Source organism: Neorhizobium sp. T6_25 (assembly GCF_002968555.1).
Lineage (GTDB): Bacteria > Pseudomonadota > Alphaproteobacteria > Rhizobiales > Rhizobiaceae > Neorhizobium.
In genome coordinates this window covers 106,688-132,638 of record NZ_PVBL01000008.1, presented here as the reverse complement: position 1 = coordinate 132,638, position 25,951 = coordinate 106,688, and the positions used below count along the sequence as shown (strand labels likewise).

Genomic DNA, 25,951 nt, shown 5'->3' with positions numbered 1-25,951 from the left:
GAGTTCACGCGGCCATGCGATGCTTCAGGCGCATGACCTTGAAGAAGCCATTCGGGAACACGCGACGGATTTCCGCCACCTCGAAATCGCCTCGGCGCTTCGCCCATTCGACAATCCGGGCGATTCGGAAGGACGAGCTCCAGCCAACCCGGTGTACCAGTGGCGCTACGGCTTCCTCGATCGCCCCTTGCAGACCGCGCCCGTCGCCGAGCTTGCTCGCAACGATGATCTCGCCGCCCGGACGTAACACGCGGGCGCACTCGTCAAGAGCACGTTCGGGATCCGGGATCAGCGTGATGACGAAGGGCAGGCAGACGGCGTCGAACGAACGATCGGCAAATTCGAGATTGTGCGCGTCCATGACATGCAGCGACTGAACGTGGGCGAGCCCGGCGCGCGCGACCTTCTCGCGCGCCTTGGCGATCATGTGTTCAGAAAGATCGATGCCGGTGACCCGGCAATGGTTCGGGTAATAGGGCAATACGAGCCCGGTGCCGACGCCGACTTCGAGAATGTCTCGTCCGGCTTCGGCAGCGAGCTTTGCAACGGTGCGATGCCCGTCGCGTAGCAAGCCTCGATAGACCCGGTCATAGACCGGCGCCCATCGTTCATACACTTTCTGCTGATGTTCGGCGCTGTTGCGGATAGCTGCCAAGATCGTCCCCTCCGGTTTGCCGCGAATTGGGCTGAAACTCAGGACGAAAACGATAGTTCCGCTTCACGACGGTTTTGCGACGTGGTTTTAGACGTCAGAGGGCACGCATCGCCTCGATGAATTCTCTCGCCTTTTGCCCGATGGAGGCGATGTCGGCACCCGGTTTGTAAAGGGAGGAACCGATGCCGAAACCGGCTGTGCCGGCCTGCGCGTAGACAGCCATATTCTCGGGCGTAACACCGCCGACTGCGAGTACCGGGATATCCTTCGGCAGTACCGCCTTCCATGCCTTGATGACATAGGGCGGGATCGCTTCCGCCGGAAAGGCCTTGATGCCGCTGGCGCCGGCCTCGATCGCCGCGAAGGCTTCCGTCGGGGTTGCGACGCCCGGCAGGCTCACCATGCCGGCCGCGCGGCTGGCCTTGATGACCTCGACATTGGCGTTCGGGGAGATGATCACCTTCGCGCCTGTCGCGGCGACATCGGCGACCTGCGCAGGTGTCAGTACGGTGCCGGCCCCGATCAGTGCCTGGTCTCCGAAACGTTTGACCAGCTTTTCGATGCTCTTCAGCGGGTCGGGGGAATTCAGCGGGACTTCGATGATCCGCCAGCCGGCCTCGACCAGTACCTCGCCGACGCTTTCAGCCTCCTCCGGCTTGATACCGCGCAGGATGGCAACGAGATTGCATGCTTTGAGCGCCTCTTCGAAGGTCATCTCGAAACTCCTTTATTGCGCGGCTTCGGCCGCGATCAGCATGATGCCGCGTTTCGCGGCGTTTTCCGGAGCGGGTTCGACCGTCAGGCCGAACAGGGGCGCGATCCGGCCGTAGCGGCTGTTGAGCACGTTGTTGCCGACGATGCCGATCGTATCGCCGTTCTTGAACCAGCCTGCAGCGCGGGCCTGGCGGAATTCCGAGCCAATGACGAGGCCGGAGACGTAATCGAGTATATCCTCGGGCTTCAATTTGCCGTCGAGAATGCCGGTGCGGGCGCTGAAGATCGCCGACAGGAAGGCATCGGCGGCCGCCGAATCGCTCGCTGCGAATTCCGCCCCGCGATCGAAACTCTGCCAGTCCGGCTCGGCGCCCGGCTGCGGCTCGAGAGCCTTGGCGATGAAAGAATGTTTGGTCAGAAGCGAAAATACCTCGCCGGTCGCGTAGGTCTGGAAACCGTCGATCCGGTTGTCCTTGACCCGTGCCCATTTGCTATGGGTGCCGGGCAGGACCAGGGTGCGGTCGCGCTCGAGGCCGTAGCCGACGATCTGGGTTTCCTCGCCGCGCATCACATCCGGAAAAGGCCTGGCGGCCGGATCGCGCATGCCGGGCAGGAAAGTGATGACGGCGCCGTTCTGAAGAGCGAGTTTGCGTGTGCCGGCGGCAAGCTCGGCGATCCCGCCGGGCGTGTCCACATAGGGTACTTCGACCCAGCCGTTGCGGCTGGTGATCATGCCGCTTGCCAGAACGGGCAGGGGGCCATGCGCCGAAAACCACTCGCCCACCGTTTCCATCAACGCCTGCTCGAAGGCGCCGTTCTTGACGAACTGGATGCCGCCGCTCGACGTATCGCGGGTGTCGAGCGTTTCGCCTGTTTCCGAAACAAGCATGGCGCGCAGCGAACTCGTTCCCCAATCGAGGATGATCGAGGTGGGTCTTGGCATGGTCACATTTCTCCCGAAGCGGCTTTCGCCCCTTCGATAGCCCGTGACGTATCACCCTGTCGAGAGGCGAGCCGGCGGAAACCGGCGGCGATGTCGGGCGTGACGAGATTTGTCTGCGCCCCGAAGATCTCGAGCGCCGTCTTGTAACGCTCGGCGAGCGCGGCGTGACCGACGATATTGATTTTCCTCGGTTTGTCCTGCCCAAGCGCTTCCGAAATTTCCGCGCCGATCATCAGGCCGGTCAGGTAGTCGGCGATCTCTTCCGGCGCCAGACGGTCGAACAGGACCAGGCTGCGCGCTGAAAAGACGCGGGCGAGGATGCGGCCAGGCAGGGTGTTCTCTTCGTAGGCCGTCCGGACGCCGCGGCGAAATGCCTCCGGACGCTCCTCGTAGATTGCCGGGATAAGGCGCGAGACAAGCGAATCCTTCTTGAGCAGATTGAGGATTTCCCCCGACATGTAGGTGGTGATTGCGGTGATGCGACCGCCTTCCATCGTCACCCATTTGGCATGAGGACCGGGCAGCACGAAGATGCCGTCGGTTTCCGTGAGGCTGAAGAGCGACATTTCCTCGCCGCGCATCACGTCGGGCAAGGGTTTGGTCTGGGCGATGCCGGGCAGGAAGATCAGCGGCGGCAGGCCTTCGACTTCATGCGTAACCGCCTGGGCCAACAAATCCGCAGGCCCAGCCGGCACCGGGGCAAAGGGGGTTTCGATCCAGCCGTTGCGACTGGTGATCATGCCGGAAAACAGGATTTTTTCGGCCCTGTCGATCCACCCGCCCAGCTCCTCGCGGAGCGCGGTCTCGAAACCGCCGGCTGCGACCTTGGTCGTGCCGCGGTCGCTCTTCTTTTCGCCATGCACCGTGTCGTCGTCGAGAAGCAGCGCATGGAAGGCGGCGGAGGTCCATTCGATTGCAATATACATGGGGGAATAATCCTAATAGGCGGGTTTGACCGGGAACCAGTCCTTGCGCTCCGTGTCGAGATAAGCGCCGGCAATGCCGGGCACGCGGTATTTTTCGAGCATTTCGATATCTACCTCGACGCCGAGGCCCGGCCCTTCCGGCACCTCGAAGCGGCCATCCTTCAGAACCGGTGGATTGGGCGAGATATCGCCGCCGAGATAGGCGCGCTCGGTATCGATGGCGATCGACATGTTGGGAAGCGATGCCGCGAGATGGATATAGGCCGATTGCGACAGGGCCAGTTCCGCGCCGGAATGCAGCGTCACCGGGATGCCGACCGCTTCGCAGATGGCCGCGGCCTTGATCGTCTGCCACAGGCCGCCGGCCTCGTGCGGGTCGAGCAGTACGACGTCGGCTGCATTGGCGCGGATGATGTTTCCGACATCGGACAGCGTATAGGCGCTTTCGTCGAGCGCGATCGGCACCGTTGAGCGGGCAACGAGCGCCGCATGGCCGGCGAGATCGTCGAGCTCCAGCGGTTGTTCCACATAGGCCGGATCGAAGGCTCTCAGTTTTTCGAGCTGGCGTTTTGCGGTCGCCGGGTTCCAGGCGCCGTTGACGTCGAGCCGCAACGGGTGGCCGCCGATCACCTTTCGCGAGGCCTCGGCGAGCGTGATATCGCTCCTTTCGTCGAAGCCGATCTTCACCTTGAAGGTCGTATAACCGAGGTCGAGGAAGCGCTTCAGGCGTTCCGAAAGGCCTTTGGGGTCGTTGGTGAAGAGATAGGCGGCGGCTTCGACATCCTTGCGCCAGCGGCCGCCCCACATGGCATAAAGCGGTAGCTTCGCCTGTTTGCCGAGCGCATCCCACATTGCCATTTCCATGGCGCAGATCGCCATCACCGCAGCGCGTTTGTGGTGGTAGAAGCCGGCGCCGAGCACATGGCGGTGGAAACGTTCCGCATCCGCGACCGGGTAGCCGATTGCGAGGGGGGCGACGACATCGGCGAAGACTGCGGGCACATTGGCGATCAGCGAAATGGTCTCGCCCCAGCCGATGATCCCGGCATCCGTCTCGATGCGGCAGATCAGCCGGGTCGTGCCGATTCGCCGCCCGGAACCCCAGAGAATGTCCTCGGTGAACGGCATACGGACCAGCCAATGGTCCACTTTGGTGATGCGCAAGATATCCTCCCATGGCCGGCAACTTCCCTGCCGCTTCAGTTTCGCTGTTGACATGGAACTTAGTTCCAAGATAACTCTCTTGGCAAGAGCGAGGCGGCGTGCTGTGGGAGCGGCATCAAAAATCGTCGTCCAGGGAGAGGGCATGGCCAAGGTACAATTGGAAGCGATCGACAAGGATGTCGCCAATGATACGGGCGGCGTGCCGGGTGTTCAGGCGCTGACGCGCGGCATCCAGATCATCGATGCCGTGGCGGCGGAAGCCCGCGGCCTGCGCTTCACCGAACTGCTCGACCAGACTCAATTGCCGAAGGGCACGCTGCACCGGCTGCTGCAGGCGCTCGTCGACGAGCGGCTGCTCCACTTCGATACCCGCGACCAGGTCTACCGGCTGGCGCCGCGGCTGTTCCAATGGGCACACAAGGTGTGGGACAATTTCGATCTGCGCGGCGCGGCCGAACCGGAACTGGCGCGACTTCGCGACCTGACGGGCGAGGCGATCCGCCTCGGCGTGCTCGACGGCGGCAGCATCCTTTACATCGACCAGCGGGAAGTGCCGCAACCGCTGCGCCTCAACAACGGCGTCGGCTCGCGCGCAGCACCGCATGCCAGCGGCCTCGGCAAGGCGATCCTGGCGCATCTGTCGCTCGAAAAACGCCGCGCGCTGCTCGACGGCATCGAACTGGAACGGCTGACCCCGAACACGATTGTCAACGCCGAGGAACTCAGCCGCCAGCTCGATCTCACCAAGGCGCGTGGTTATGCCGTCTCGGTCGACGAGCAGCATATCGGCATTTCCTCGGTCGCAGCACCCGTCCTCAACCATCGCGGCGAACCGATGGGCGCGATCGGCATTATCGGCCCGTCATTCCGCCTGCCGGTCGATCGGCTGCACGCTTTCGGTCGCGACGTCATCGAGGCGGCGCGCCGCACATCCGGCAATTTTGGAGAGTTTCCCATGTCGCTTGCGGTCAAGCCGCGTCCTCTCGGCCCCGATCGCGCCGACGTGCGCTGCGTCATTCCGGCAAGCACGTTTCTCGGCGAGGGTCCGCACTGGTCGCCGGAGCACAAGAAGCTCTATTTCGTCGATATCCTGGCGCCCGCTGTCCATACCGGCGATCCAGCCAAGGGCACCTATACATCGATGCAGGTGCCGGAACTGATTGGCTTCGTGATCCCTCGTTCCCGTGGCGGTTTCGTTGCCGCCATGCATGGCGAGATCCGCGGCATCGATCTCTCGACCGGCGACATCACGACGATCTCGCGGCCGGAGGCCGACCGTCCCGGCAATCGCTTCAACGACGGCAAATGCGACCGTCGCGGCAGGCTTTGGGCCGGTACGCTCGCGATCGACACGACGCCGGACCAGGGGCGGCTCTGGAGGATCGATCCGGACGGTCGCTCGCGGGAGATGGATCGCGGTTTCCACGTCTCGAACGGGCTTGGCTGGAGCCCGGACGACCGTACCTTCTACTTTACCGATACCAACCGGCAGACGGTCTATGCCTACGATTTCGATATCGAAAGCGGCGAGGTCGCCAACCGGCGTGTGTTCATTACGGTGCCGGAAGCCGAGGGCAAGCCGGACGGCATGACGGTCGATGCGGAAGGTTTCGTCTGGATCGCCCATTGGGACGGCTGGTGCGTTACCCGCTACGATCCGCAGGGCAAGGTGGAGCGGGTGATCAACCTGCCGATCCCGCGCCCGACAAGCTGCGTCTTCGGCGGTGCCGACATGCAGACCCTGTTCGTGACATCCGCCCGCATCCGGCTTTCGGCAGCCCAGCTTTCCGAAGCGCCGCTCTCCGGCAGCGTGTTTTCCATCGATACCGGCATCAAGGGCCAGGCAGCCCAGATGTTCGCGGGCTGAGACATCAAGAGACACCCATGGCCAAGCTTGAACTCAAAGACATCCGTAAATCCTTCGGTTCGGCAGAGGTGCTGAAGGGCATCGACCTCACGGTCGAAGACGGCGAATTCGTCGCCTTCGTCGGGCCGTCGGGCTGCGGAAAATCGACGCTGTTGCGGCTCATCTGCGGGCTCGACGAAATCACCTCGGGCAAGATGGCGATCGACGGCGAGTTGGTGAACGACGTGCCGCCGGCCAGGCGCGGTATTGCCATGGTCTTCCAGTCCTATGCGCTCTATCCGCACATGACGGTTGCCGAGAACATGGGTTATGCGCTCAGGCTTGCCGGCACGCCAAAGTCGGAAATCAACAGCCGTGTCACCCAGGCCGCCAAGAAACTGCGCATCGATACCTATCTGGAGCGCAAGCCCCGCCAGCTCTCGGGTGGCCAGCGCCAGCGCGTCGCGATCGGCCGCGCCATCGTTCGCGAACCGCGTATCTTCCTGTTCGACGAGCCGCTTTCCAACCTCGACGCCTCGCTGCGCGTGGAAATGCGCATCGAGATCGCCCGCATGAAGGACACGCTCGGGACCACGATGGTCTATGTCACCCACGACCAGATCGAGGCGATGACGCTGGCCGACAAGATCGTGGTGCTGAATTCCGGCCGCGTCGAGCAGATCGGTTCGCCGCTCGATCTCTACAACAAGCCGGTGAACCGCTTTGTTGCGGGCTTCATCGGCTCACCGCGCATGAATTTCCTGAGCCTCGGCGCCAGAAAGGGCGAGGGCGCGTTCACTGTCCCGGGCGGCGAAGTCCGCTTGCCGCGCGACCTGTCTTCAGCGCCGGCTGAGATCGGTATCCGGCCGGAACATGTGGAACTGGTGAGCCGTGGCGCCCCGGATTCGCTCGCTGGGACCGTCACCATGACCGAACATCTCGGCAGCGACACCTACGCTTACGTTGCGCTCGAAGGCTCCGAGGAGATGGTCGTCGTGCGGCTTTCCGGCGACCGGGCCGTCAAGCGCGGGGAACCGATCGGCGTGCATGTCGATCCGGCCATGATCCACGTCTTTTCCGCTGATGGCCTGTCACTGGCTTCGGCGCGTCCAGTCGCCCTGGAGGCCGCATGAGCATCCATCCGGAACTCACCGCAAAGGTCCAGGTCGAGGCCGCGAAGTATCCGAGCCTCGAGGGCAGGGGCGTGCTGGTCACCGGCGGCGGATCGGGCATCGGAGCCTCGCTGGTCGAGCATTTTTGTGCCCAGGGCTGCAAGGTCGGGTTCCTCGACCTTAATGCCAATGTCGCCGACGAGACGGCCGCGGTAGTCGCGAGAAAGACCGGCAACAAGCCGTTCCATGGTACCGCGGACCTGCGCGACATCGACGCCCTGAAGGAGGGGATCGAGGCGCTGCGATCCGAAATCGGACCGATCCGGGTGCTCGTCAACAATGCCGGCAATGACGATCGCATGCCGCTCGAAGACGTGACGCCGGACTATTGGGACGAGCGTTTCCAGACCAACCTGCGCCATCAGTTCTTCGCCGTCCAGGCCGTCGTGCCGGAAATGGCGGAGGCCGGCGGCGGGTCGATCATCAACATGGGCTCGATCTCCTGGATGCGCGGTGCGGCCGGGCTGATCTTCTATACGACCGCCAAATCCGCCGTCATGGGCATGACCAAGTCGCTCGCCCGCGAACTGGGGACACGCAATATCCGCGTCAACTCGATCGCTCCCGGCTGGGTGCTGACAGAGCGCCAGGTGGAGCGCGCCAAGCGCGTCTACCAGGGCAAGTTTTCCGAATACCTCGAGGTCCAGTGCCTCAAGGAGCATCTGCTGCCGCCCGATATCGCCCGCATGGCGCTGTTCCTGGCGGCAGACGATTCCCGCCTCATCACGTCACAGACATTCATCGTCGATGGAGGCGTCGTCTAACGAAGGCAAGGCGGATACGGCGCTCGCCGCCTGACCTTTTTCGGGTTGAAACAGAGTTCCATCATCATCGTTTCGGGAGGATCTGATGAACACCTTTACCAGACTGATCGGCACCGCCGCCGTCGCGCTTGCGCTCGGCTCGGGTGCCGCCAAGGCAGCCGATCTGAGCTTCATGAGCTTCACGTACGCGGAAGAAGCCAACAAGGCGATCGTCCAGGGCGTCCTGGACAATTTTCAGAAAACCGAGAAGCTGACGGTCGAGCCGCTCGGCTTTGCCTGGGGCGACATGCAGAAGAACATCTTCCTGCGCGCCCGGTCGAAGACCCTGCCCGATGTCGCCCAGCTTTCCGAACGCTGGCTGCCGACTTTCGCGAGCCTCGATAACCTCGTCGACCTGAACACGGTCTACGGCAAGGACAAGCTTCAAGCGGCTTTCGCGCCGGATGCGCTCGCCATGGGCAATATCAATGGCAAGCAGCTTGCGCTGCCGCTTCTGTCCGGTTCGATCGGCATGGTGGCCAACAAGGAAGTGCTCGCGAAGGCCGGCATCAATGACGCGCCGAAGACCGTCGACGACTTCAAGAAAGCTCTGATCTCGGTGCGCGACAAGGTGCCCAACTCGGTGCCGTACTCCATGGCGACCAAAAACAATGGCTCGATCCTGATCGACTTCATGGTCTGGAACTGGGTGCATGGCGGCCGGATCATCGACGACGCCGGCAAGGTCGTCGTCGACAGCCGGCAGAGCCGCGATGCGCTCGGCTTCATGGTCGGCCTGCTGAAGGACCGCCTGGCCGCTCCTGAAATAGACCGCCCGGATTCGCGCCGCCTGCTGGCGCAAGGCGCTTCGGCCTTCTATCTCGACGCCCCGCAGACCCGGACTTTCCTGCGGGATTTCTCCGGCAAAGGCCAAGCCTTCGATGCCAACGTGCTGCCGATGCCGACACCTGTGCTGAAGGCTGGCGACAAGTCCGTTTCCGTCCAGTGGGGACATCTGCTCGTGCAGTTCGCCGCCGGCGGCAAGGCCAAGGCTGACGATCCGGCCGACAAGTTCCTGACCTACATCATTTCCGACAAGGTGCAGACGGACCTTCCGTTGAAGATGAGCGCGCTGCCGGTCACCAAGTCCGCCCGCGCGGCGGTGGCCGACGACGCCTATCTCAAGAACTGGTCGGCCGCGACGGGTGACGCCCGCCGCAACGAAGTCGGCATCTGGTCCAATGCCGCCGACCTCACCAACATCATCGGCGAGGAAGTGCAGGGCGCGCTGCTCGGCCAGAAGTCTGGGGACGATGCCATCAAGTCCATGCAGGCTCGGCTGACGACCAGCATGGAGAAGGCGAAGAAGTCGGAATAGGTCGGTCGAGGCTCCCCCTCATCCGCCTGCCGGCACCTTCTCCCCGAGGGGAGAAGGGATATGCCGCGCCGTCGCCGTCCCTCCTCTCCCCAGCGGGGAGAGGGTGGCCGAGCGCAGCGGAGGCCGGGTGAGGGGGCGTGCTCCGTGGCTGCTGGCATAATGATATCTACAGGAAATGAACCCATGGCCGTGATCGAAAACAATGTCGGTGCCTATCCGGTCTCGCCGCATGCGAACCGCGGGGGCCTGAAAGCGGGGCAGAACCGCATCGGGCTGCTTCTGCTGCTGCCGGCGGCGATCGCCTTTGCTGCGGTGATCCTCTATCCGTTTCTGTCGGCGCTTGGCCTGTCGCTGTTCGAATACACCGTCGAGATGATGGAGCCGCGTTTCATCGGCTTCGAGAATTTTTATAAGATCGCATCGGATCCCGATGTCTGGGTGGCGTTCTGGACGACGGCCATCTATGTGGTGTTGACGACAACGGGCACGCTGGTCGCCGGTCTCGGCTGGGCGTTGATCATGAACCAGCCGTTTGCCGGCCGCGCGGTGTTGCGGTCGCTGTCGCTGCTGCCCTGGGTGCTGCCCTCGACGGTCAGCGCCTTCATCTGGGGCTGGATCTTCAATTCCCGCTACGGCGTGCTGAACGCCTTCCTGATGGAGCTTGGCCTGATCGACTACCCGCAGGCCTGGTTGTCGACGCCTGAAGGCGCCATGCTCGCGGTGGTGCTGACCAAGATCTGGCTCTCCATCCCGCTTTTCATGTCCTTTTTCCTGGCCGGCCTGCAGAACCTCGACAAGGAGCAGATCGATGCCGCCCGCGTCGACGGCGCCGGCAACTGGGCGGTGCTGCGCGACCATATCCTGCCGCATCTGCGACCGGTCCTGATGATCGTCGTGGTTCTCGGCGTGATCGGCAATCTGCAGCAGTTCGATACGATCTATGCGCTGACCGGTGGCGGTCCGGTGCGGGCGACGACGGTTCTGTCCGTCGAGGTCTATCGCCGCGCTTTCGAGCAGTGGGATATCGGCTTTGCCTCCGCCGTCGGCGTGCTCTGGGTCGCGGCGCTCCTGCCGCCTGCCTTCCTCTATCTGCGCATGCTGGTGAAAGGAAACTGAGATGTTCGACCTTTCCTCCCGTCAGGCAAAAATGGTCTTCTTTGCCGCCCTTGCTGTGATCGGCTTCTTCCTGTTCTTCCCGCTCTACTGGCTGGTGATCTCGTCCCTGAAGGCGAATGCCGAGCTCTACCGGGTCGTGCCGACGCCGTTTCCGACCATGCCGAGCCTTGAGCATTTCATCCGGGCGCTGACCACCGGCAAACTGCCGATGTACCTGATGAACAGCCTGATCACCTCGACCTGCAGCGCCGCGCTGGTCACCCTTCTGGCGCTCTATGCCGGCTTCAGCTTCGCCAAATACCGCTATTTCGGCCGCCAACCGGTGATGTTGTTCATGCTCTCGGCGCAGATGTTCCCGTTCGGCCTGCTGCTGATCTCCATCTATCCGCTGATGAGCGAACTGAACCTGCTCGACACAAGGCCGGGACTGATCCTCAGCTACATCGTCTTTGCGCTGCCGGTCTCGACCTACATGCTCTATAGCTACTTTACCCAGGTGCCGGACGAGCTGATCGATGCGGCGCGGGCGGATGGCGCGAGCGATCTCAGGATCTTCCACACGATCGTCATCCCGATCTCGATCCCGCCTATCGTCACGGTCTTTCTCTATTCCTTCATGTGGTCGTGGAACGACCTTCTCTATTCGATGACGCTGATCGTCTCGGACGAGAAGCGCACGATCGGGCCGGGCCTGCTTCTCACCTATCTCAACGAGGTCAATTCCGACTGGGGCGGCGCCATGGCGGCATCGCTGATCGCGTCTGCACCCATCGTCGTGGCCTTTATGTTCCTCCAACGCTATTTCATTCAGGGCGTCACCGCCGGAGCAGTCAAATGAGCAAGATCCTTGCCGGGGCTTTCCCCGTTCTTCCCACACCGTTCCGTGACGACGGATCGATCGACGAGGCGGATTTCCGGTCGATCATCGACTTCGCGCTGAAGAGCAACGTGGACGGCGTCGTGTATCCTGGTGTCGCCAGCGAGGTGGACACGCTGACGCCGGAGGAGCGCAGGCGGCAGGTGGAACTGCTGGCGGAGCGGATCGGCGGGCGCATCCCGATCATCATCGGCGCCAGCGATCCGGATCCGATGGCTGCGGCTAGACACGTGGCGCAGGCAGCCGAGATCGGGGCAGGCGCGGCCATGGTGATGGCGCCGTTGTCGCTCGGTAACGACATTGCCGCCCAGACTGCTTATTTCAAGCAAGTCGCTGCCAATGCCGGCGTGCCGATCATGTTGCAGAACCAGCCGAAGCCGATCGGCGCGGGCCTGACGCCGGAAGAGGTGGCGGCCGTTGCCAATGCCGTGCCGGAAATCCGCTACGTCAAGGAAGAGACTGCGCCCTGCGGCCAGCATCTGACCCGGATCAAGGCGGCGGCCAACGGTTCGCTCGACGCGATCTTCGGCGGTGCCGGCGGGCGATATGTCACCGACGAACTGGCGCGCGGTGCGGCCGGCACCATGCCCGCCGCCGAGCTTGCCGATATCCACGCTCAGATGATTCATGCCTGGCAGAAGGGCGATGTCGCGACGACGCGAAAACTCTACAACGTCTCGCTGCCGCTTCTGAATTTCCAGGCGATCTTTCGCATGCATATGACCAAGGAAGTGCTGCGCCGGCGCGGTGTCATCAAGCACACGTTCGTCCGCGGCAAGGGGCCGAAATTCGACGAGGGCGATGCCAAGGAACTGGCGTTGCTTCTGGCCGAAGCCGATCTGCCCTATACCAATCACAAGCCGAACTGAGCTGGAACCCATGCCGAAAAACGTCGTCGATGCGATCGTCTCGGTCGAGACCTTCATCATCTCCATTCCCCGCGAGGTGCCCTATCTCGGACCGCTGAAGGAAGGTGAGGCGATCAACGCGCGCGGTTACCTGATCCGCAAGGGCAACCGCACCATCTATCCCTCGACCGACATGACACTGCTGATCAAGGTCACCGGCGAGAGCGGCAAGGTCGGCTGGGGCGAGTGTTATGGGATCGTCGCGCCGGAGGCGACCAAGGCGATCATCGACGACGTGCTCGGCCCCGTTATCATCGGCCGCGATCCGGGCGATGCGGCGGTCATCCACGAGGACCTCTACGACCTGATGCGGGTACGGGGTTTCTTCGGCGGCTATTATCTCGACGCGCTGGCAGGCGTCGACATCGCGCTCTGGGATTTGACCGGCAAGAACCTAAACGTGCCTGTCTCGACGCTGCTCGGCGGGCGGCGGCATGATACGATCCGCGCCTATGTCTCCGGCCTGCCGAAAGCGGCGCTGAAGGAGCGTTGCGATCTGGCCGTCCATTGGGTCGGCAAGGGCTACAAGGGCATCAAGTTCGCGGCGGTGGTCTCCGAGGAGGATATCGTCAAGGAAATGGCGGCTCTGCGCGAAGCGGTCGGCCCCGATATCGACCTGATGGTCGACCTGCACTGGAAATTCGAGGCGGGCGAGGCGATCCGCATCATCCGCCGCCTGGAACCCTACAATCTCTATTTTGCCGAGGCGCCGGTGCAGCCGGAAAACCTGGAAGGCCAGGCGCGGGTGGCGGCCGGCATCGGCGTGCCGCTGGCGCTCGGCGAGGAGCTGCGCACCACCTATGAATACAGGCCGCGCTTCGAAAAACGGGCAATGAGCATCGTGCAGCCGGAAATGGGCCACACGGGCATCACCGAATTCATCCGCATCGGCCAGATGGCGCAGGCCTTTCACATGAACATCATGCCGCACGCCTCGATCAGCGTCGGCATTTTCATGGCGGCGAGCCTGCAGGCGTCGTCGGCGCTGCAGAACGTGCCCTATCACGAATACCAGCACTCGATCTTCGACCGGAACCTTACCTATACGAAGGGCGACATGGCTTCGGGCGAGGGCACCTATGTGGTGCCGACCGGTACCGGTCTCGGCGTCGAGCCGAAGGAAGAAGTGTTCGAGTTTGTCGTCAGGCGGTGACAGGGGCGAACGCCGTAACCGCTGAAAGGCTCGTCGTCGCATGGAGGCGCCGGCGGTCAGAGATCGTCACCGAGCGGCATCCCTGAACGTTTCGAAGATCACCCGGTGGCCGGCATCGTTGGGGTGGGTGATGTCGGGCGAGGCGAGGAGGCCGTCGCCATGCTCCATCATCCGTTCGTAGACCGGGGCATAGAAAACCGAAAATTGCCGGGCAAGCTCGCGGACCGCTTCCACATAACGCTCGAAACCCTCGCGGGTCTGGCCGGTGAACCCTGCACTTCCAACCGAAAATCCGACATCCGGAATATAAGGTGGGCTGCCGATCGCGATCCTTTGCCCATGCCCGGCAGCGATCAGCGCCTTCAGGATACGACTATAATCCCGCACGAAGCCTGCGACACTCATGGTCTCGGGAGCCGCCGTGTAGCGGCCGTCATTGTAGCCGTAGAGGATCAGGATCGCGTCCTCGTGCGGCCGATCAAGAAGTGCTTGAACAAACCTCCCGACACCGTTGTTCGACCTCGGCTTTCCATCGACAAGCTTTGAGCCCTGCAGCACCGTTCCCGGGATGGCGTGATTGCGGATTGGGAAGCCTTCGACCGCACTGGCAAACAGTGCCGGCCAGGCAAGTTCGGCCCGCGAGGCGTTGAAGCCGGCGGTGATGCTGTCGCCGAATACGCGGGTGCCGGAAATTTCCAGCGATTTCAAATGCTCCGCAAACCTCATCAACTTTTCCTTCATTTTCCCGCTTGACAGCCGCCGCCATAATCTTGTTTATACGTATTAGCTGCTAATACGCATTAGCAGTCAAGCGGAGAGAGGGAGGATGTTGCGTGGCTGCGCCTAAGCGTTTGACTCAGCACGACATTGCGAAACTGGCCGGCGTCAGCCAGGCGACCGTTTCGCTTGTGCTGAACGGCGCGCCAACAGCTCTGGCGCGTATTCCGCAGGAGACCCGCGAGCGCGTCCAGCAGGTCATCCGCACCACCGGCTACGTTGCCGATCCGATTGCGCGCCGGATGGCGAAGGGACTGAACCGCATTCTCGGCGTGTTCACCTACGAGCCGGCCTTTCCGAGCGCCCAAGCGGACTTCTTCACGCCCTTCCTGCTCGGCATCGAGGAAGAGGCGCAGATCCAGAATTACGACCTTCTGCTCCTGACCGGCGCAGGCGTCGGGCAGGATCGAAAAATCTTTGCCGATGGCAATCGCTTGAGGATCGCCGATGGCTGCCTCGTGCTCGGCCGCGAATTCGACCGCACTGAGCTGACGCGGCTGGTATCCGGCGACTATCCGTTCGTGGCGATCGGTCGACGCGAGGACGCCGGCGGGCCGGTTCCCTATGTCGGCGGCGATTATGCGAACGGCACGCGGGCGCTCGTCGAGAAGGCAAGGGCGCTCGGGCATTCGAAGCTTGCCTATATCGGCCCGCCGGGACCGGCGGAATCGACTGCCGATCGGTGGTCGGGCTTCGACGGAGCCCTCGGCAACGGTCTCGAGCTTGTCCTGCGTATCGAAACGGTGGGACGTGCGGCAGACGAGATACTGGACGCTCTTTTCGGCAGCGGTGCGACCGTCGCCTTCTTCGTCGAGCTCGCCGATGCGGTGCGCGTCGAGGCGGCTGCCCGCGCACGCGGCCTGTCCATTCCCGGTGACTTTTCCGCCGTCGTGCTAGGCAGCCATATCCGCGCCGAACGCAGCCATGTGCAGTTCACCGCCTTCGACATCCCCCGCGAGGAGATGGGCCGGCAGGCGACTGCGATGCTGGTGCGCCGCATCGAGAGCGGCGATGCCGGCAGCCAAATTCTTCTGACCTGTGAACCGGTCGAGGGGGAAACCCTTGGACCCGCAAAAAGACGGACATGATCAACGTGACAGAGATGCATACGGATATTCTGGTGGTAGGCGGCGGTCTTGGCGGCGTTGCGGCAGCACTTGGTGCATGTCGGGCCGGCCGCAGCGTGATCATGACCGAGGAGTTCGACTGGATCGGCGGCCAGCTGACCAGCCAGGCGGTGCCTTCCGACGAACATACCTGGGTCGAGCAATTCGGCATCACCCGCTCTTACCGAAAGCTGCGTAGCGGCATCCGCCAGTATTACCGTGACCACTATCCGTTGACCGAGGGCGCACGCGCCTGGGGTGACCTCAATCCCGGTGCCGGCTGGGTCAGCCGCATCTGCGCCGAACCGCGCGTCAGTCTCGCCGTCATGGAAGCGATGCTGATGCCTTATCGCGGCGCCGGCAAGCTGAAGGTGCTGCAGCCCTATCGCCCGGTCGCTGCCGATGTCGACGGGGATACGGTGCGTTCCGTTACCGTTCGGCATCGCGACACGGGACGGGAGATCAGCATCTCCGCCGCCTATATCCTCGATGCAACGGAACTCGGCGATCTGCTGCCGATAACCGGCACGGAATATGTGAAGGGCTTCGAGGCCCAGTCCGACACCGGCGAGCCGAGTGCGCCATCTGAAACGCAGCCGGACAATGTCCAGGCCGTGTCGATCTGCTTTGCGATCGATCACGTCGACGGCGACCAGACGATCGACAAGCCGGAAAATTACGACTACTGGCGCGCGTACCAGCCGCATTTCTGGGGCGGCCCTTTGCTCGGCTTCACCGCCCCGCATCCGCGCACGCTGGATTTCACCACCCGCTCGTTCACGCCCAATCCGAATGACGATCCGCTCGCCGTCGATGCCGACCAGCGCAAGGGCGGCGGCGACGAGAACCTGTGGATCTTCCGGCGCATCGCGGCGCGCAACAACTTCGTGGCCGGCGCCTACGCCTCAGACATCTGCCTCGTGAACTGGCCGATGATCGACTACATGGAAGGCACGATCATCGACCTTTCCGAAGAGGACAAGGCAAAGCAGCTGAAATCGGCTGCCGACCTCTCCTATTCGCTGTTCTACTGGCTGCAGACCGAAGCGCCGCGCGTCGATGGCGGCCAGGGTTTTCCGGGGCTTCGCCTGCGCGGAGACGTTACCGGCACCGAACACGGGCTGGCCATGGCTCCCTATATCCGCGAGAGCCGCCGCATCAAGCCGGTTACCCGCATCGTCGAGCAGGACCTGTCCTATTCGGTGCGGGGCGAAAAGGGCGCGGTCAACTACCGCGACAGCATCGGCATCGGCATGTACCGGATCGATCTGCATCCCTCGACCGGCGGCGACAACTATATCGACGTGCCGTCCTGCCCGTTCGAGATCCCGCTCGGCGCATTGCTGCCGCAACGGGTGAAGAACCTCATTCCGGCCGGCAAGAATATCGGCACGACCCACATCACCAACGGCAGCTACCGGCTGCATCCGGTCGAATGGAATATCGGCGAAGTCGCCGGCATGCTCGCGGCGCATTGCCTCGACAAAAATCTCACGCCGCATCAGGTCCAGGAAAACGACGAGAAGCTCCAGAATTTCCAGAGAGAGCTGACCCGTGAAGGCATCGAAATGCGCTGGCCGGACGTCGCCGCTTATTAGGACGGCCAGGAGCCTGTCTATCAAACCAATCTTTGGAGGAGGAACGGGAATGAACTATTACAAGGCATTGAAATCGGCGGTCGCCGCAATCGCGGTTGCCGTGCCGCTCGGCATTTCGCCCGTGGGGAGCGGCATCGCCAACGCCCAGGACGCGGTCAACCTGCGCATGACCATCTGGAGCGCCAACGAGGCGCATCTGAAGCTGTTCAGCGACATTGCTGCCGGCTTCAAAGAAGACCATCCGAACGTGACGGTGACCTATGAGTCGCTGCCCTTCGATACCTATACGACGGCGCTGACGACCCAGATCGCCGGCGGCAATGCGCCTGACATGGCCTGGATCTTCGAGACCGCCGCCTATGACTTCGTCAATTCCGGCGCGCTCTATCCGCTGACGGACACGCTCAAGGCCACCAAGGGCTATAATGCAGAAGAACTGAGCGCCACGGCCGCCGAGCGCTGGACCAAGGACGGCAAGCTGTTTGCCTATCCGTTCTCGACCTCGCCGTTTGCGATGTTCGTCAACAACGACCTCATCAAGGCTTCCGGCGCCAAGACGCCGGCGGAAATGATCGCAGCCAACCAGTGGACATGGGACAACGCCATCGCCACCGCATCCACCGTTGGCAAGACCGGCAAGGGCGGCCTGATCGTCCGCGACTTCAACTACCAGATCTGGCAGAACCTCGCCTCCGTCTGGAACGGTTGGGGCGCTTCGCCCTGGAGCGCCGACGGCAAGACCTGCACGATGACCGAGAAGCCGATGGTCGACGCGCTGACCTTCATTCACAACGCCGTCTTCAAGAACAAGGCGATGCCGGGTCCCGGCGAAAGCGTCGACTTCTTCGCCGGCAATGCGGCAATGACGATCACCCAGATCAGCCGCGCCTCGCTGCTGCCGAAGGACAAGCCGTTCGCCTGGGATCTCGTGCCGCTGCCGAAGGGGCCGGCCGGCAATTATGCGCTGATCGGTCAGGCGGGTGTCGGCGTCATGCAGTCGGGCAAGAACGCCAAGACGGCGGCCGAATTCGTCGCCTATATGACGAACCCGGAAAACTCGGCCAAGCTGAGCCAGTTCTTCCCCTCGGCTCGCAAGTCGCTGCTGAACGCCGAAGTGCTGAAGAAGACCAATCCGCTGCTGAGCCAGGAGCAGATCGACAAGGTCGTGATCTCGGGCATTGCCACCGGCAAGGTCATTCCGGGCCATACGGGCTTTGCACAGATCCAGCAGGTGGTTCGTTCGGGCCTCGACGCCGTCTGGCGTCCGGATGCGAATATCCCGGCAGCCCTCCAGCAGATCTGCGGCCAGATCGGCCCGCTTCTGAAGCGCTAAGGGGATAGCCCATGGCTGTCGTGCAGCAAACCGCCCGTCCGGAAGGTCGTTCCTCATCGTCGTTCTGGACGGTCGCGCGGCGCGACAGCCTCGCCGGGTTTCTCTTCATCGCCCCGCAACTGATCGGGATCACGCTTTTCGTGCTGATCCCGCTCTGCCTCGTCTTCTGGTATTCGCTGCACGAGTGGAACGTGCTCGCCAATACCTTCACCTATACCGGCCTTGCGAACTACCAGATGCTTCTCGAAGACACGAGCCTGCCTTCGGTGCTCGGGGCGACGGCGATCTTTTCCGCTGGGCTGGTGATCTTCAACCTGACCCTGGCACTGCTGCTTGCGGTGCTGCTCAACCAGAAGCTCGCCGGCATCACCATCTTCCGCACGCTGTTCTTCTCGCCGGTCGTCGTGTCGCTGGTCGCCTGGACGATCGTCTGGGGTTTCCTGCTGCAGAAGAACGGCGGCATCAACGGCGTGCTGCTCGTCTTCGGCATCGACGGGCCGAACTGGCTGCGCGAACCGGTAACGGCGATGATCTCGGTCATCGTGGTGCAGGTGTTCAAGAATGTCGGCCTCAACATGATCCTGTTCCTCGCCGCTCTCCAGGGCGTGCCGAACGAGCTCTACGAGGCGGCCCGCATCGACGGCGCACCGCGCTTCAAGCAGTTCCGTCGCATCACCCTGCCGCTGATCAGCCCGACCATTCTTTTGACCTCGATCATCACCATCGTCGGTTCGCTGCAGGTGTTCGCGCAGATCGCGGTGCTGACGCAAGGCGGGCCGGGCCTGACCACCACGGTGCTCGTCTATTATCTCTACCAGCAGGCCTTCCAGTTCCATTTCTTCGGCTACGGCTCGACGCTGTCGATCATGCTGTTCGTGATTGTCGCCGTGCTCACCTTCGCCCAGTGGCAGATGCGCAAGAGGATCGTTTTTTATGAAAGCTGAGCTCTCTCCGCGCAGACAAGTGTTTCTCTACGGCCTGCTCTGCGTTCTCCTGATCCCCTTCGTCTTTCCGACCTGGTGGATGGTGACGTCGTCGGTAAAGCCGATCAGCGACATTTTTGCCTTTCCGCCGCAGCTCCTGCCGGAAAGCTACGACTGGACGACCTATTCGAAGGTCTTCGAATTGCAGCCCTTCGTGAAGCAGTACTGGAATTCGGCCTATATCGCCGCACTGGTGACGATCGGCACGATGGTCGTGTCCTCCATGGCAGGTTATGCCTTCGCGCGCATCAAGTTTCCGTTCGCCAATGCGATCTTCATGGTCGTGCTGCTCGGGCTCCTGATCCCATCGGAAGTGACGATCGTGCCGCTTTTCCAGATGTTTCTGAAGGCGGGCATGGTCAATACCCATTGGCCGCTGATCCTAGTGCCGATCTTCGGTGCGCCGAGCGTGTTCGCGACATTCGTGATGCGGCAGTTCTTCATTGCGCTGCCCGTCGAGCTCGAAGAGGCGGCGCGGGTCGATGGCCTCGGACGCTTCAAGATTTTTTGCAAGATCGCCTTGCCGCTTGCAAGGCCGGCGCTTGCGTCGGTGGCGATCTTCACCTTCCTGCATTCCTGGAATCTCTACCTGGAACCGATCGTGTTCCTGTCGAGTGCCGACAAATTCACGCTGCCGCAGGCGCTGACGCAATATACGGACGCCTATGGCGGGCCGATGTGGAACATCCAGCTTGCCGCCGCGACCCTGACGGCGCTGCCCGTTCTCATCGTCTTCATCATCGCGCAGAAGCAATTCGTCGAAGGGCTCGCGCATACCGGCCTTAAGGGTTGAAAAACTCACCTTTTGAAACACTGGGGCTGAAGAAACGGAAATCTGATTGATGGCTGAAGTTACCCTTTCCAATGTCCGCAAGAGCTATGGCGCCGTCGACATCATCCACGGCATCGACCTCGGCATCACCGACGGCGAGTTCGTGGTGCTGGTCGGCCCGTCCGGCTGCGGCAAGTCCACCCTGCTCAGAATGGTCGCCGGGCTGGAGACAATTACCGGCGGCGAGGTGAATATCGGCGGGCGGGTGGTCAACGATCTCGACCCCAAGGACCGCGACATCGCCATGGTCTTCCAGAACTATGCGCTTTATCCGCATATGACGGTCGCGACCAATATGGGATTCTCGCTGGAACACCGCGGCGGCAGCAAGGCGGAGATCGCCGAACGGGTGAAATGGGCAGCCGACATTCTCGGCCTCGCGCCGCTGCTCGACCGCTATCCCCGCCAGCTTTCCGGCGGCCAGCGCCAGCGCGTCGCGATGGGCCGGGCGATCGTGCGCGATCCCAAGGTGTTCCTGTTCGATGAGCCGCTTTCCAATCTTGACGCGAAACTGCGCGTCGTCATGCGCGGCGAGATCAAAAGCCTGCACCAGAGGCTGAAGACCACGACGATTTACGTCACCCACGATCAGGTCGAGGCGATGACCATGGCCGACAAGATCGTCGTGCTGAACGGCGGCCGGGTCGAGCAGATCGGCGCACCGCTCGACCTTTACGACCGGCCGGCCAACCAGTTCGTGGCGGGCTTCATCGGCTCGCCGTCGATGAATTTTTTGACCGGCACGATTACGCCTGAAGGTTTCTCCGCGCCCGGTATTTTGCTGCCGCTGCCCGAGGCAGCGCACGGGCACAAGGACCGAAAGATGGTCTACGGCATTCGTCCCGAACATTTTGCCCTGGACGACAGCGGCGTGCCGGCGGAAATCGTGCTGGTCGAGCCGATGGGGTCCGAGACGCAGGTGACGATGAAGCTTGGCGAGACACTGGTGACCGGCGTGTTTCGCGAACGGGTATCGTTGTCGCCGGGAGCGACGATCCGGGTGCGGCCGGAACTCGGCAATGTCCATCTCTTCGCCGCCGATGGCGGCCAGCGTCTGAACTGAGGGCCGTCATGCCGAACTATCCCGAAACCAGGCTCACCAAGGCGCTGCGCGGTGGCGAACTCCCGGTCATCGTCTCGCTCGCCCGGCACGACCTCGATCTTGCCAAGGCGGCGATCGGGGCAGGGGCCTTTGCGATCAAGGTGCATCTCAACGCCTATCACCGCGCGACCGGCACGACATTCGGCAGTTTTGCCGAGGAACGGCCGTTTTTCGAGACGCTGGCGCCGCTCGGGGTGCCGCTGCTAGTAATGGCCGGCCAGGAGACGGTGCCGGCGCCCGACGAGCTCGATGCCTTGGCGGATCTTGGTTTTGAAGGGTTCAATGTCTATTTCGACCATCTTCGGCCGCATCTGCTGCAGTCGAAGCTCCGCCCGATCCCGGCGCTCGGCGAGAAAAGCACTGACGAGGACCTGAAGACCATCGTCGCCATTCCCGGCGCCATGATGGAGGCGTCCGTCGCGTCGTTTGCCGATTACGGCAAGCCGCTCAACGAGACCGATCTTGACCGCTACAGGGAAATCACCTCGAAGGCCGGCATTCCGGTCATCGCGCCGAGCCAGAAGCGTTTCGTGGCCGGCGATATGGCAAGGCTGAAGGCGGCCGGCATTGCTGCGCCGCTGCTCGGTGTCATCGTCACCGGTACGACGCCGAAGAGCCTGGAGGAGGCGGTGCGTCCGATCGCCGAGGCGACAACTGGCTGAGTGGTGGCGATGGATTGAATTTCTTCCGTCGGATCGCCATTTTAGGTGCAAATCCAAAACCGAAGGAGGAAAGCATGACGACGTCTACCGAACGGGCCGTTCTGGCCGGGGGTTGTTTCTGGGGCATGCAGGACCTGATCCGGCGTCTGCCCGGCGTGGTTTCGACCCGCGTCGGCTATAGCGGCGGCGACGTGCCGAACGCGACCTACCGCAATCACGGCACCCATGCCGAAGCGATCGAGATCATCTTCGATCCGGCCAAGACCAGCTATCGCGATATCCTTGAATTCTTCTTCCAGATCCATGATCCGTCGACCAAGAACCGCCAGGGCAACGATATCGGCATGAGCTATCGTTCCGCGATCTATTACGAGAACGACGAGCAGAAACGCGTCGCCGAAGACACGATCGCCGATGTCAACGCATCGGGCCTATGGCCGGGCAAGGTGGTGACGGAAGTGGAGCCGGTTGGTGATTTCTGGCAGGCAGAACCGGAGCATCAGGATTACCTGGAGCGTTATCCGAACGGCTATACCTGCCATTTCCCGCGTCCGAACTGGAAGCTGCCGAAGCGTGCCAGCGTTGCTGCCGAATAAGCTGTCTTGATTTCCGAATTGAAGGCGCTGCCATCTCGAGATGGCAGCGCCTTTTTTTGTTTAGGCGAGCGTGTAGGCGGTCTTCACCACGGTGAAGAACTCGGCGGCATACTTGCCCTGCTCGCGCGGCCCGAAGGACGAAGCCTTACGGCCGCCGAACGGCACGTGGAAATCGACGCCGGCGGTCGGGAGGTTGACCATCACCATGCCTGCCTCGGAGTTGCGCTTGAAATGCGTCGCATGCTTGAGGCTGGTGGTGGCGATGCCGGCCGACAGGCCGAACGGTGTGTCGTTGGCCGTTGCCAGCGCTTCCTCGTAGTTCTTCACCCGGATGACGGAAGCGACCGGTCCGAAGATTTCCTCGCGCGAAATCCGCATCTGGTTGGTCGCTTCGGTGAACAGCGTCGGCTGCAGATAGAAGCCGGGCGTGTCGCGCTTCACGAGTTCGCCGCCGAAGGCGAGCTTGGCGCCCTCGTTCTTGCCGATCTCGATATAGTCGGTGTCCTGCTTCAGCTGCTTGTCGTCGACGACCGGGCCCATATGGCTGCCGGCCTTCATGGCGTTGTCGACGTTGATCGTCTTCAGCTTCTCGGTGAGTGCTGCGACGAACTTGTCGTGGATGCCTTCCGTCACGATCAGGCGCGAGGAGGCGGTGCAACGCTGGCCGGTCGAGAAGAAGCCCGAATTGGCGGCCGCTTCGACGGCGACGTTGAGGTCCGCGTCGTCGAGGACGATCATCGGGTTCTTGCCGCCCATTTCGAGCTGGAACTTGCGGTTATGCTCGATCGAAGCGAGCGCAACGCGCTTGCCGGTGCCGGTGGAGCCGGTAAACGTGATGCCGGCGAGATCCGGGCTGTCGAGCATGGCCTGACCGACGACCGAGCCGCGGCCCATGACGAGGTTCAGGACGCCCTTCGGCAGGCCGGCGCGGTGGAGGATGTCGACGATCGCCCAGCCGCAGCCAGGTACGAGATCGGCAGGCTTGAAGACGACGGTGTTGCCGTAGCAGAGCGCCGGCGCGATCTTCCATGCGGGGATGGCGATCGGGAAATTCCACGGCGTGATGATACCAATGACGCCGAGCGGTTCGCGGGTGATCTCGACGCCGATATTCGGACGGGCAGACGGCACCAGTTCGCCGGTCAGGCGCAGCGCTTCGCCGGCGAAGAAATCAAAAATCTGGGCGGCGCGGATGACTTCGCCGGTCGCTTCGGGAAGGATCTTGCCTTCCTCGCGGGCGAGAAGCGCGCCGAGTTCGTCCTTGCGGGCGAGGATTTCGTCGGAGGCCTTTCTGAGGATGGCGTGGCGTTCGAGGATGCCGGAACGCGACCAGGCGGGGAATGCTGCCTTTGCTGCGGCGATCGCCTGTTTGGCGTCTTCGGCGCTGCCCTGGGCATACATGCCCACGACATCATTCGTGTCGGACGGGTTGATGTTCTTCGAGGCGTCCGAGCCGACCCATTCGCCGGCGATCAGGTTCTGGTAGATGGTCATGGACCTCTCCTTTCATGTGAAAGGCCCCGCCATGGCGGCGGGACCGTCAGATAGAGCTTGTTCAGTCGCTTACCTGAAAACGCTTGGCAGCCAGAGCGACAGGGCAGGGATGTAAGTCACGAGCAGCAATACTGCGATGCTGGCTCCGAAGAAAGGCCAGATTGTGCGCATCGCTTCACGTATCGTGATGCCGCCGACCGCGCAACTGACGAAGAGCACGGTTCCGACCGGCGGTGTGTTGAGGCCGATGCCGGCGTTGAGGATCATGATGACGCCGAAATGGACCGGATCGATGCCGAATGCCTTGACGACGGGGAGCAGGATCGGCGTCGAGATGATGACCATCGGCGCCATGTCCATGAACGTGCCGAGGACCAGCAGGATGACGTTGATCATCAGGAGAACGATGATCGGATTGTCCGACACCGCGCTGATTGCCGCGATGATCAGCGTCTGGACCTGCAGGAATGCCATCAGCCAGCCGAACGCGGCCGCGGTGCCGATGACCAGCAGCACCATGGCGGTGGTGCGCACGGCACCCATGACGGCCTCGACGAAACCTTCCCAGTTCAGCTCTCGATAGACGAGCATCGCAACGAGGAAAGCGTAGATGACAGCAATGCAGGAGCTTTCCGTTGCCGTGAACACGCCGGAGCGGACGCCGCCGAAGATGATGGCGATCAGAAGGATGCCCGGCAGCGAAGCCAGCAGGTAATAACCGACGCGGGCGAAGCCCGGGAAGGGGTCGGCCGGATAACCGCGTTTTACGGCAACCCACCAGGCGGTGAACATCAGCGCTCCGGCGAGCAGCAGGCCGGGAACGATGCCGGCGGTGAAGAGGTCGGCGACGGAGACGTTGCCGCCGGCTGCGATCGAATAGAGGATCATGTTGTGCGAGGGCGGGATCATCAGCGCGATGATGGCGGCGTTGGCCGTCACGTTGACTGCATAGTCCCTGTCGTAACCGCGCGCAGCCATTTGCGGGATCATCAATCCGCCGACGGCCGACGCGTCCGCCACGGCCGAACCCGAGATGCCGCCGAACAGCGTCGATGCGACGACGTTGACCTGGCCGAGACCACCGCGCATATGGCCGACAAGGCCTGCGGCGAAACGGATCAGCCTCTGCGCGATGCCGCCGCGCACCATCAGGTCGCCGGCGAAGATGAAGAACGGGATCGCCATCATGGCGAAGACGTTCATGCCGGAATTCAGCTGCTGGAAGACGACGATCGGCGGCAGGCCCATGTAGAGGACCGTCGCGAAGGAGGCGATGCCGAGGCAGAAGGCGATCGGCATGCCGACCAGCATGAGGAATGTGAACGAACCGAAAAGAATGGCGTAGGCCATTACGCAGCCTCCTGCACGAGTACGTCGGCAGCAACTTCCTCGCCGATGGCGACGTCGACGAAGCGCTCCAGAGCGAAAAGGGAGATCATGGCGCCGCCGACGATCATCGGGAAGAAATCGGTGCCGCCCGGCCAGCCGAGAACGGGAATGGTGGCCGACCAGGTACCCATGGCCAGCAGCGTCGAATAATAGGCCATGCCAATGCCGAAGAGCACGATCAGGCCCAGGCTCAGGAGGTCCATAGCCTTCTGGATTGCCGGCGGCATGACGTAGCGAACGATATCGAGCCCGAGATGCACGCTCTCACGCACGCCGACGGCGGCTCCGAGCATGATGAACCAGGACATCAGATAGAGCGACAGCGGCTCGGACCAGCTCGGCGAGTCGTTCAGGACATAACGCCCGAACACCTGCCAGCCGACGATGAGGGTCATGGCGATCATGCCGATGCCGGAGATATAAAGTGATATGCGGCTAAGCCCGCCCAGATAGGGCTTTATGGCCAGCATGAATTTTCTCATGA

Annotated in this window: 25 protein-coding genes; 16 read left to right on the top strand and 9 right to left on the bottom strand. The window is 62.5% G+C overall.

The window, feature by feature from the left end; all coding sequences use genetic code 11:
* Positions 1-4 precede the first annotated feature (4 nt).
* The 5 genes from C5L10_RS13270 to C5L10_RS33620 form a co-directional block, all read right to left on the bottom strand.
* A complete protein-coding gene (locus C5L10_RS13270; RefSeq protein WP_105430053.1) occupies positions 5-655 on the bottom strand; it encodes a class I SAM-dependent methyltransferase in 651 nt (216 codons plus the stop codon).
* A gap of 94 nt (positions 656-749) precedes the next feature.
* Complete coding sequence (locus C5L10_RS13265) at positions 750-1,370, bottom strand: 2-dehydro-3-deoxy-6-phosphogalactonate aldolase (RefSeq protein ID WP_105430052.1); 621 nt, start codon at positions 1,368-1,370, stop codon at positions 750-752.
* A gap of 12 nt (positions 1,371-1,382) precedes the next feature.
* A complete protein-coding gene (locus C5L10_RS13260) occupies positions 1,383-2,312 on the bottom strand; it encodes a 2-dehydro-3-deoxygalactonokinase (RefSeq protein ID WP_105430051.1) in 930 nt (309 codons plus the stop codon).
* 2 nt (positions 2,313-2,314) lie between these two features.
* Positions 2,315-3,238 (bottom strand): 2-dehydro-3-deoxygalactonokinase, encoded by a 924-nt coding sequence (locus C5L10_RS13255; RefSeq protein WP_105430050.1) that lies wholly within the window; start codon positions 3,236-3,238, stop codon positions 2,315-2,317.
* 12 nt (positions 3,239-3,250) lie between these two features.
* On the bottom strand, positions 3,251-4,402 hold the full coding sequence (locus C5L10_RS33620) for a mandelate racemase/muconate lactonizing enzyme family protein (RefSeq protein ID WP_172717017.1): 1,152 nt from the start codon (positions 4,400-4,402) through the stop codon (positions 3,251-3,253).
* 142 nt (positions 4,403-4,544) lie between these two features.
* On the opposite strand from C5L10_RS33620, the gene C5L10_RS13235 reads away from it, so the two are divergent.
* The 8 genes from C5L10_RS13235 to C5L10_RS13200 all read left to right on the top strand — a co-directional run bounded on the left by C5L10_RS13235 (position 4,545) and on the right by C5L10_RS13200 (position 13,595).
* A complete protein-coding gene (locus tag C5L10_RS13235; RefSeq protein WP_172717016.1) occupies positions 4,545-6,269 on the top strand; it encodes an SMP-30/gluconolactonase/LRE family protein in 1,725 nt (574 codons plus the stop codon).
* Between the two features lie 17 nt (positions 6,270-6,286).
* Positions 6,287-7,381 carry an ABC transporter ATP-binding protein gene (locus C5L10_RS13230; protein WP_105430046.1) on the top strand — a complete coding sequence of 365 codons (1,095 nt, stop codon included), beginning with the start codon at positions 6,287-6,289 and terminating at the stop codon, positions 7,379-7,381.
* Positions 7,378-8,184 (top strand): SDR family NAD(P)-dependent oxidoreductase, encoded by an 807-nt coding sequence (locus C5L10_RS13225; protein WP_105430045.1) that lies wholly within the window; start codon positions 7,378-7,380, stop codon positions 8,182-8,184. Before C5L10_RS13230 ends, C5L10_RS13225 begins: the two co-directional genes overlap by 4 nt.
* 85 nt (positions 8,185-8,269) lie before the next feature.
* On the top strand, positions 8,270-9,541 hold the full coding sequence (locus tag C5L10_RS13220) for an ABC transporter substrate-binding protein (RefSeq protein ID WP_105430044.1): 1,272 nt from the start codon (positions 8,270-8,272) through the stop codon (positions 9,539-9,541).
* A gap of 183 nt (positions 9,542-9,724) precedes the next feature.
* Entirely contained in the window at positions 9,725-10,657 is a 933-nt protein-coding gene (locus tag C5L10_RS13215; protein ID WP_105400640.1) for a carbohydrate ABC transporter permease, read from the top strand.
* Between the two features lies 1 nt (position 10,658).
* A complete protein-coding gene (locus tag C5L10_RS13210) occupies positions 10,659-11,495 on the top strand; it encodes a carbohydrate ABC transporter permease (protein WP_105430042.1) in 837 nt (278 codons plus the stop codon).
* A complete protein-coding gene (locus tag C5L10_RS13205) occupies positions 11,492-12,403 on the top strand; it encodes a dihydrodipicolinate synthase family protein (RefSeq protein WP_105430041.1) in 912 nt (303 codons plus the stop codon). Before C5L10_RS13210 ends, C5L10_RS13205 begins: the two co-directional genes overlap by 4 nt.
* Before the next feature lie 10 nt (positions 12,404-12,413).
* Complete coding sequence (locus C5L10_RS13200) at positions 12,414-13,595, top strand: mandelate racemase/muconate lactonizing enzyme family protein (protein WP_105430040.1); 1,182 nt, start codon at positions 12,414-12,416, stop codon at positions 13,593-13,595.
* A 66-nt stretch (positions 13,596-13,661) separates the two neighbouring features.
* Here C5L10_RS13200 and C5L10_RS13195 read toward each other — a convergent pair whose 3' ends face one another.
* The gene (locus tag C5L10_RS13195) at positions 13,662-14,321 is read right to left on the bottom strand and encodes an SGNH/GDSL hydrolase family protein (protein ID WP_105430039.1); all 660 of its coding nucleotides are present in this window, start codon (positions 14,319-14,321) and stop codon (positions 13,662-13,664) included.
* A gap of 107 nt (positions 14,322-14,428) precedes the next feature.
* On the opposite strand from C5L10_RS13195, the gene C5L10_RS13190 reads away from it, so the two are divergent.
* The 8 genes from C5L10_RS13190 to msrA all read left to right on the top strand — a co-directional run bounded on the left by C5L10_RS13190 (position 14,429) and on the right by msrA (position 22,584).
* Positions 14,429-15,460: a LacI family DNA-binding transcriptional regulator gene (locus C5L10_RS13190; RefSeq protein ID WP_105430038.1), complete on the top strand. Its 1,032-nt coding sequence runs from the start codon at positions 14,429-14,431 to the stop codon at positions 15,458-15,460.
* Between the two features lie 14 nt (positions 15,461-15,474).
* Complete coding sequence (locus C5L10_RS13185) at positions 15,475-17,076, top strand: FAD-dependent oxidoreductase (RefSeq protein ID WP_105430157.1); 1,602 nt, start codon at positions 15,475-15,477, stop codon at positions 17,074-17,076.
* Positions 17,077-17,125: 49 nt separating this feature from the next.
* Positions 17,126-18,409 (top strand): sugar ABC transporter substrate-binding protein, encoded by a 1,284-nt coding sequence (locus C5L10_RS13180; protein ID WP_105430037.1) that lies wholly within the window; start codon positions 17,126-17,128, stop codon positions 18,407-18,409.
* An 11-nt stretch (positions 18,410-18,420) separates the two neighbouring features.
* Complete coding sequence (locus tag C5L10_RS13175; protein ID WP_105430036.1) at positions 18,421-19,353, top strand: carbohydrate ABC transporter permease; 933 nt, start codon at positions 18,421-18,423, stop codon at positions 19,351-19,353.
* Positions 19,343-20,185, top strand: coding sequence for a carbohydrate ABC transporter permease (locus C5L10_RS13170; RefSeq protein ID WP_105430035.1), 843 nt, complete (start codon positions 19,343-19,345; stop codon positions 20,183-20,185). Before C5L10_RS13175 ends, C5L10_RS13170 begins: the two co-directional genes overlap by 11 nt.
* 49 nt (positions 20,186-20,234) lie before the next feature.
* Positions 20,235-21,287: an ABC transporter ATP-binding protein gene (locus tag C5L10_RS13165; protein ID WP_105430034.1), complete on the top strand. Its 1,053-nt coding sequence runs from the start codon at positions 20,235-20,237 to the stop codon at positions 21,285-21,287.
* A gap of 8 nt (positions 21,288-21,295) precedes the next feature.
* Positions 21,296-21,988: a hypothetical protein gene (locus C5L10_RS13160; protein WP_105430033.1), complete on the top strand. Its 693-nt coding sequence runs from the start codon at positions 21,296-21,298 to the stop codon at positions 21,986-21,988.
* Positions 21,989-22,062: 74 nt separating this feature from the next.
* Positions 22,063-22,584 (top strand): peptide-methionine (S)-S-oxide reductase MsrA, encoded by a 522-nt coding sequence (msrA, locus tag C5L10_RS13155; RefSeq protein ID WP_046625719.1) that lies wholly within the window; start codon positions 22,063-22,065, stop codon positions 22,582-22,584.
* A 60-nt stretch (positions 22,585-22,644) separates the two neighbouring features.
* On the opposite strand, the gene C5L10_RS13150 is transcribed toward msrA, so the two are convergent.
* The 3 genes from C5L10_RS13150 to C5L10_RS13140 form a co-directional block, all read right to left on the bottom strand.
* Complete coding sequence (locus C5L10_RS13150) at positions 22,645-24,078, bottom strand: aldehyde dehydrogenase family protein (protein WP_105430032.1); 1,434 nt, start codon at positions 24,076-24,078, stop codon at positions 22,645-22,647.
* Positions 24,079-24,147: 69 nt separating this feature from the next.
* Positions 24,148-25,428, bottom strand: coding sequence for a TRAP transporter large permease (locus C5L10_RS13145; RefSeq protein ID WP_105430031.1), 1,281 nt, complete (start codon positions 25,426-25,428; stop codon positions 24,148-24,150).
* The gene (locus C5L10_RS13140) at positions 25,428-25,949 is read right to left on the bottom strand and encodes a TRAP transporter small permease (RefSeq protein WP_105416586.1); all 522 of its coding nucleotides are present in this window, start codon (positions 25,947-25,949) and stop codon (positions 25,428-25,430) included. Before C5L10_RS13140 ends, C5L10_RS13145 begins: the two co-directional genes overlap by 1 nt.
* Positions 25,950-25,951: the final 2 nt, after the last annotated feature.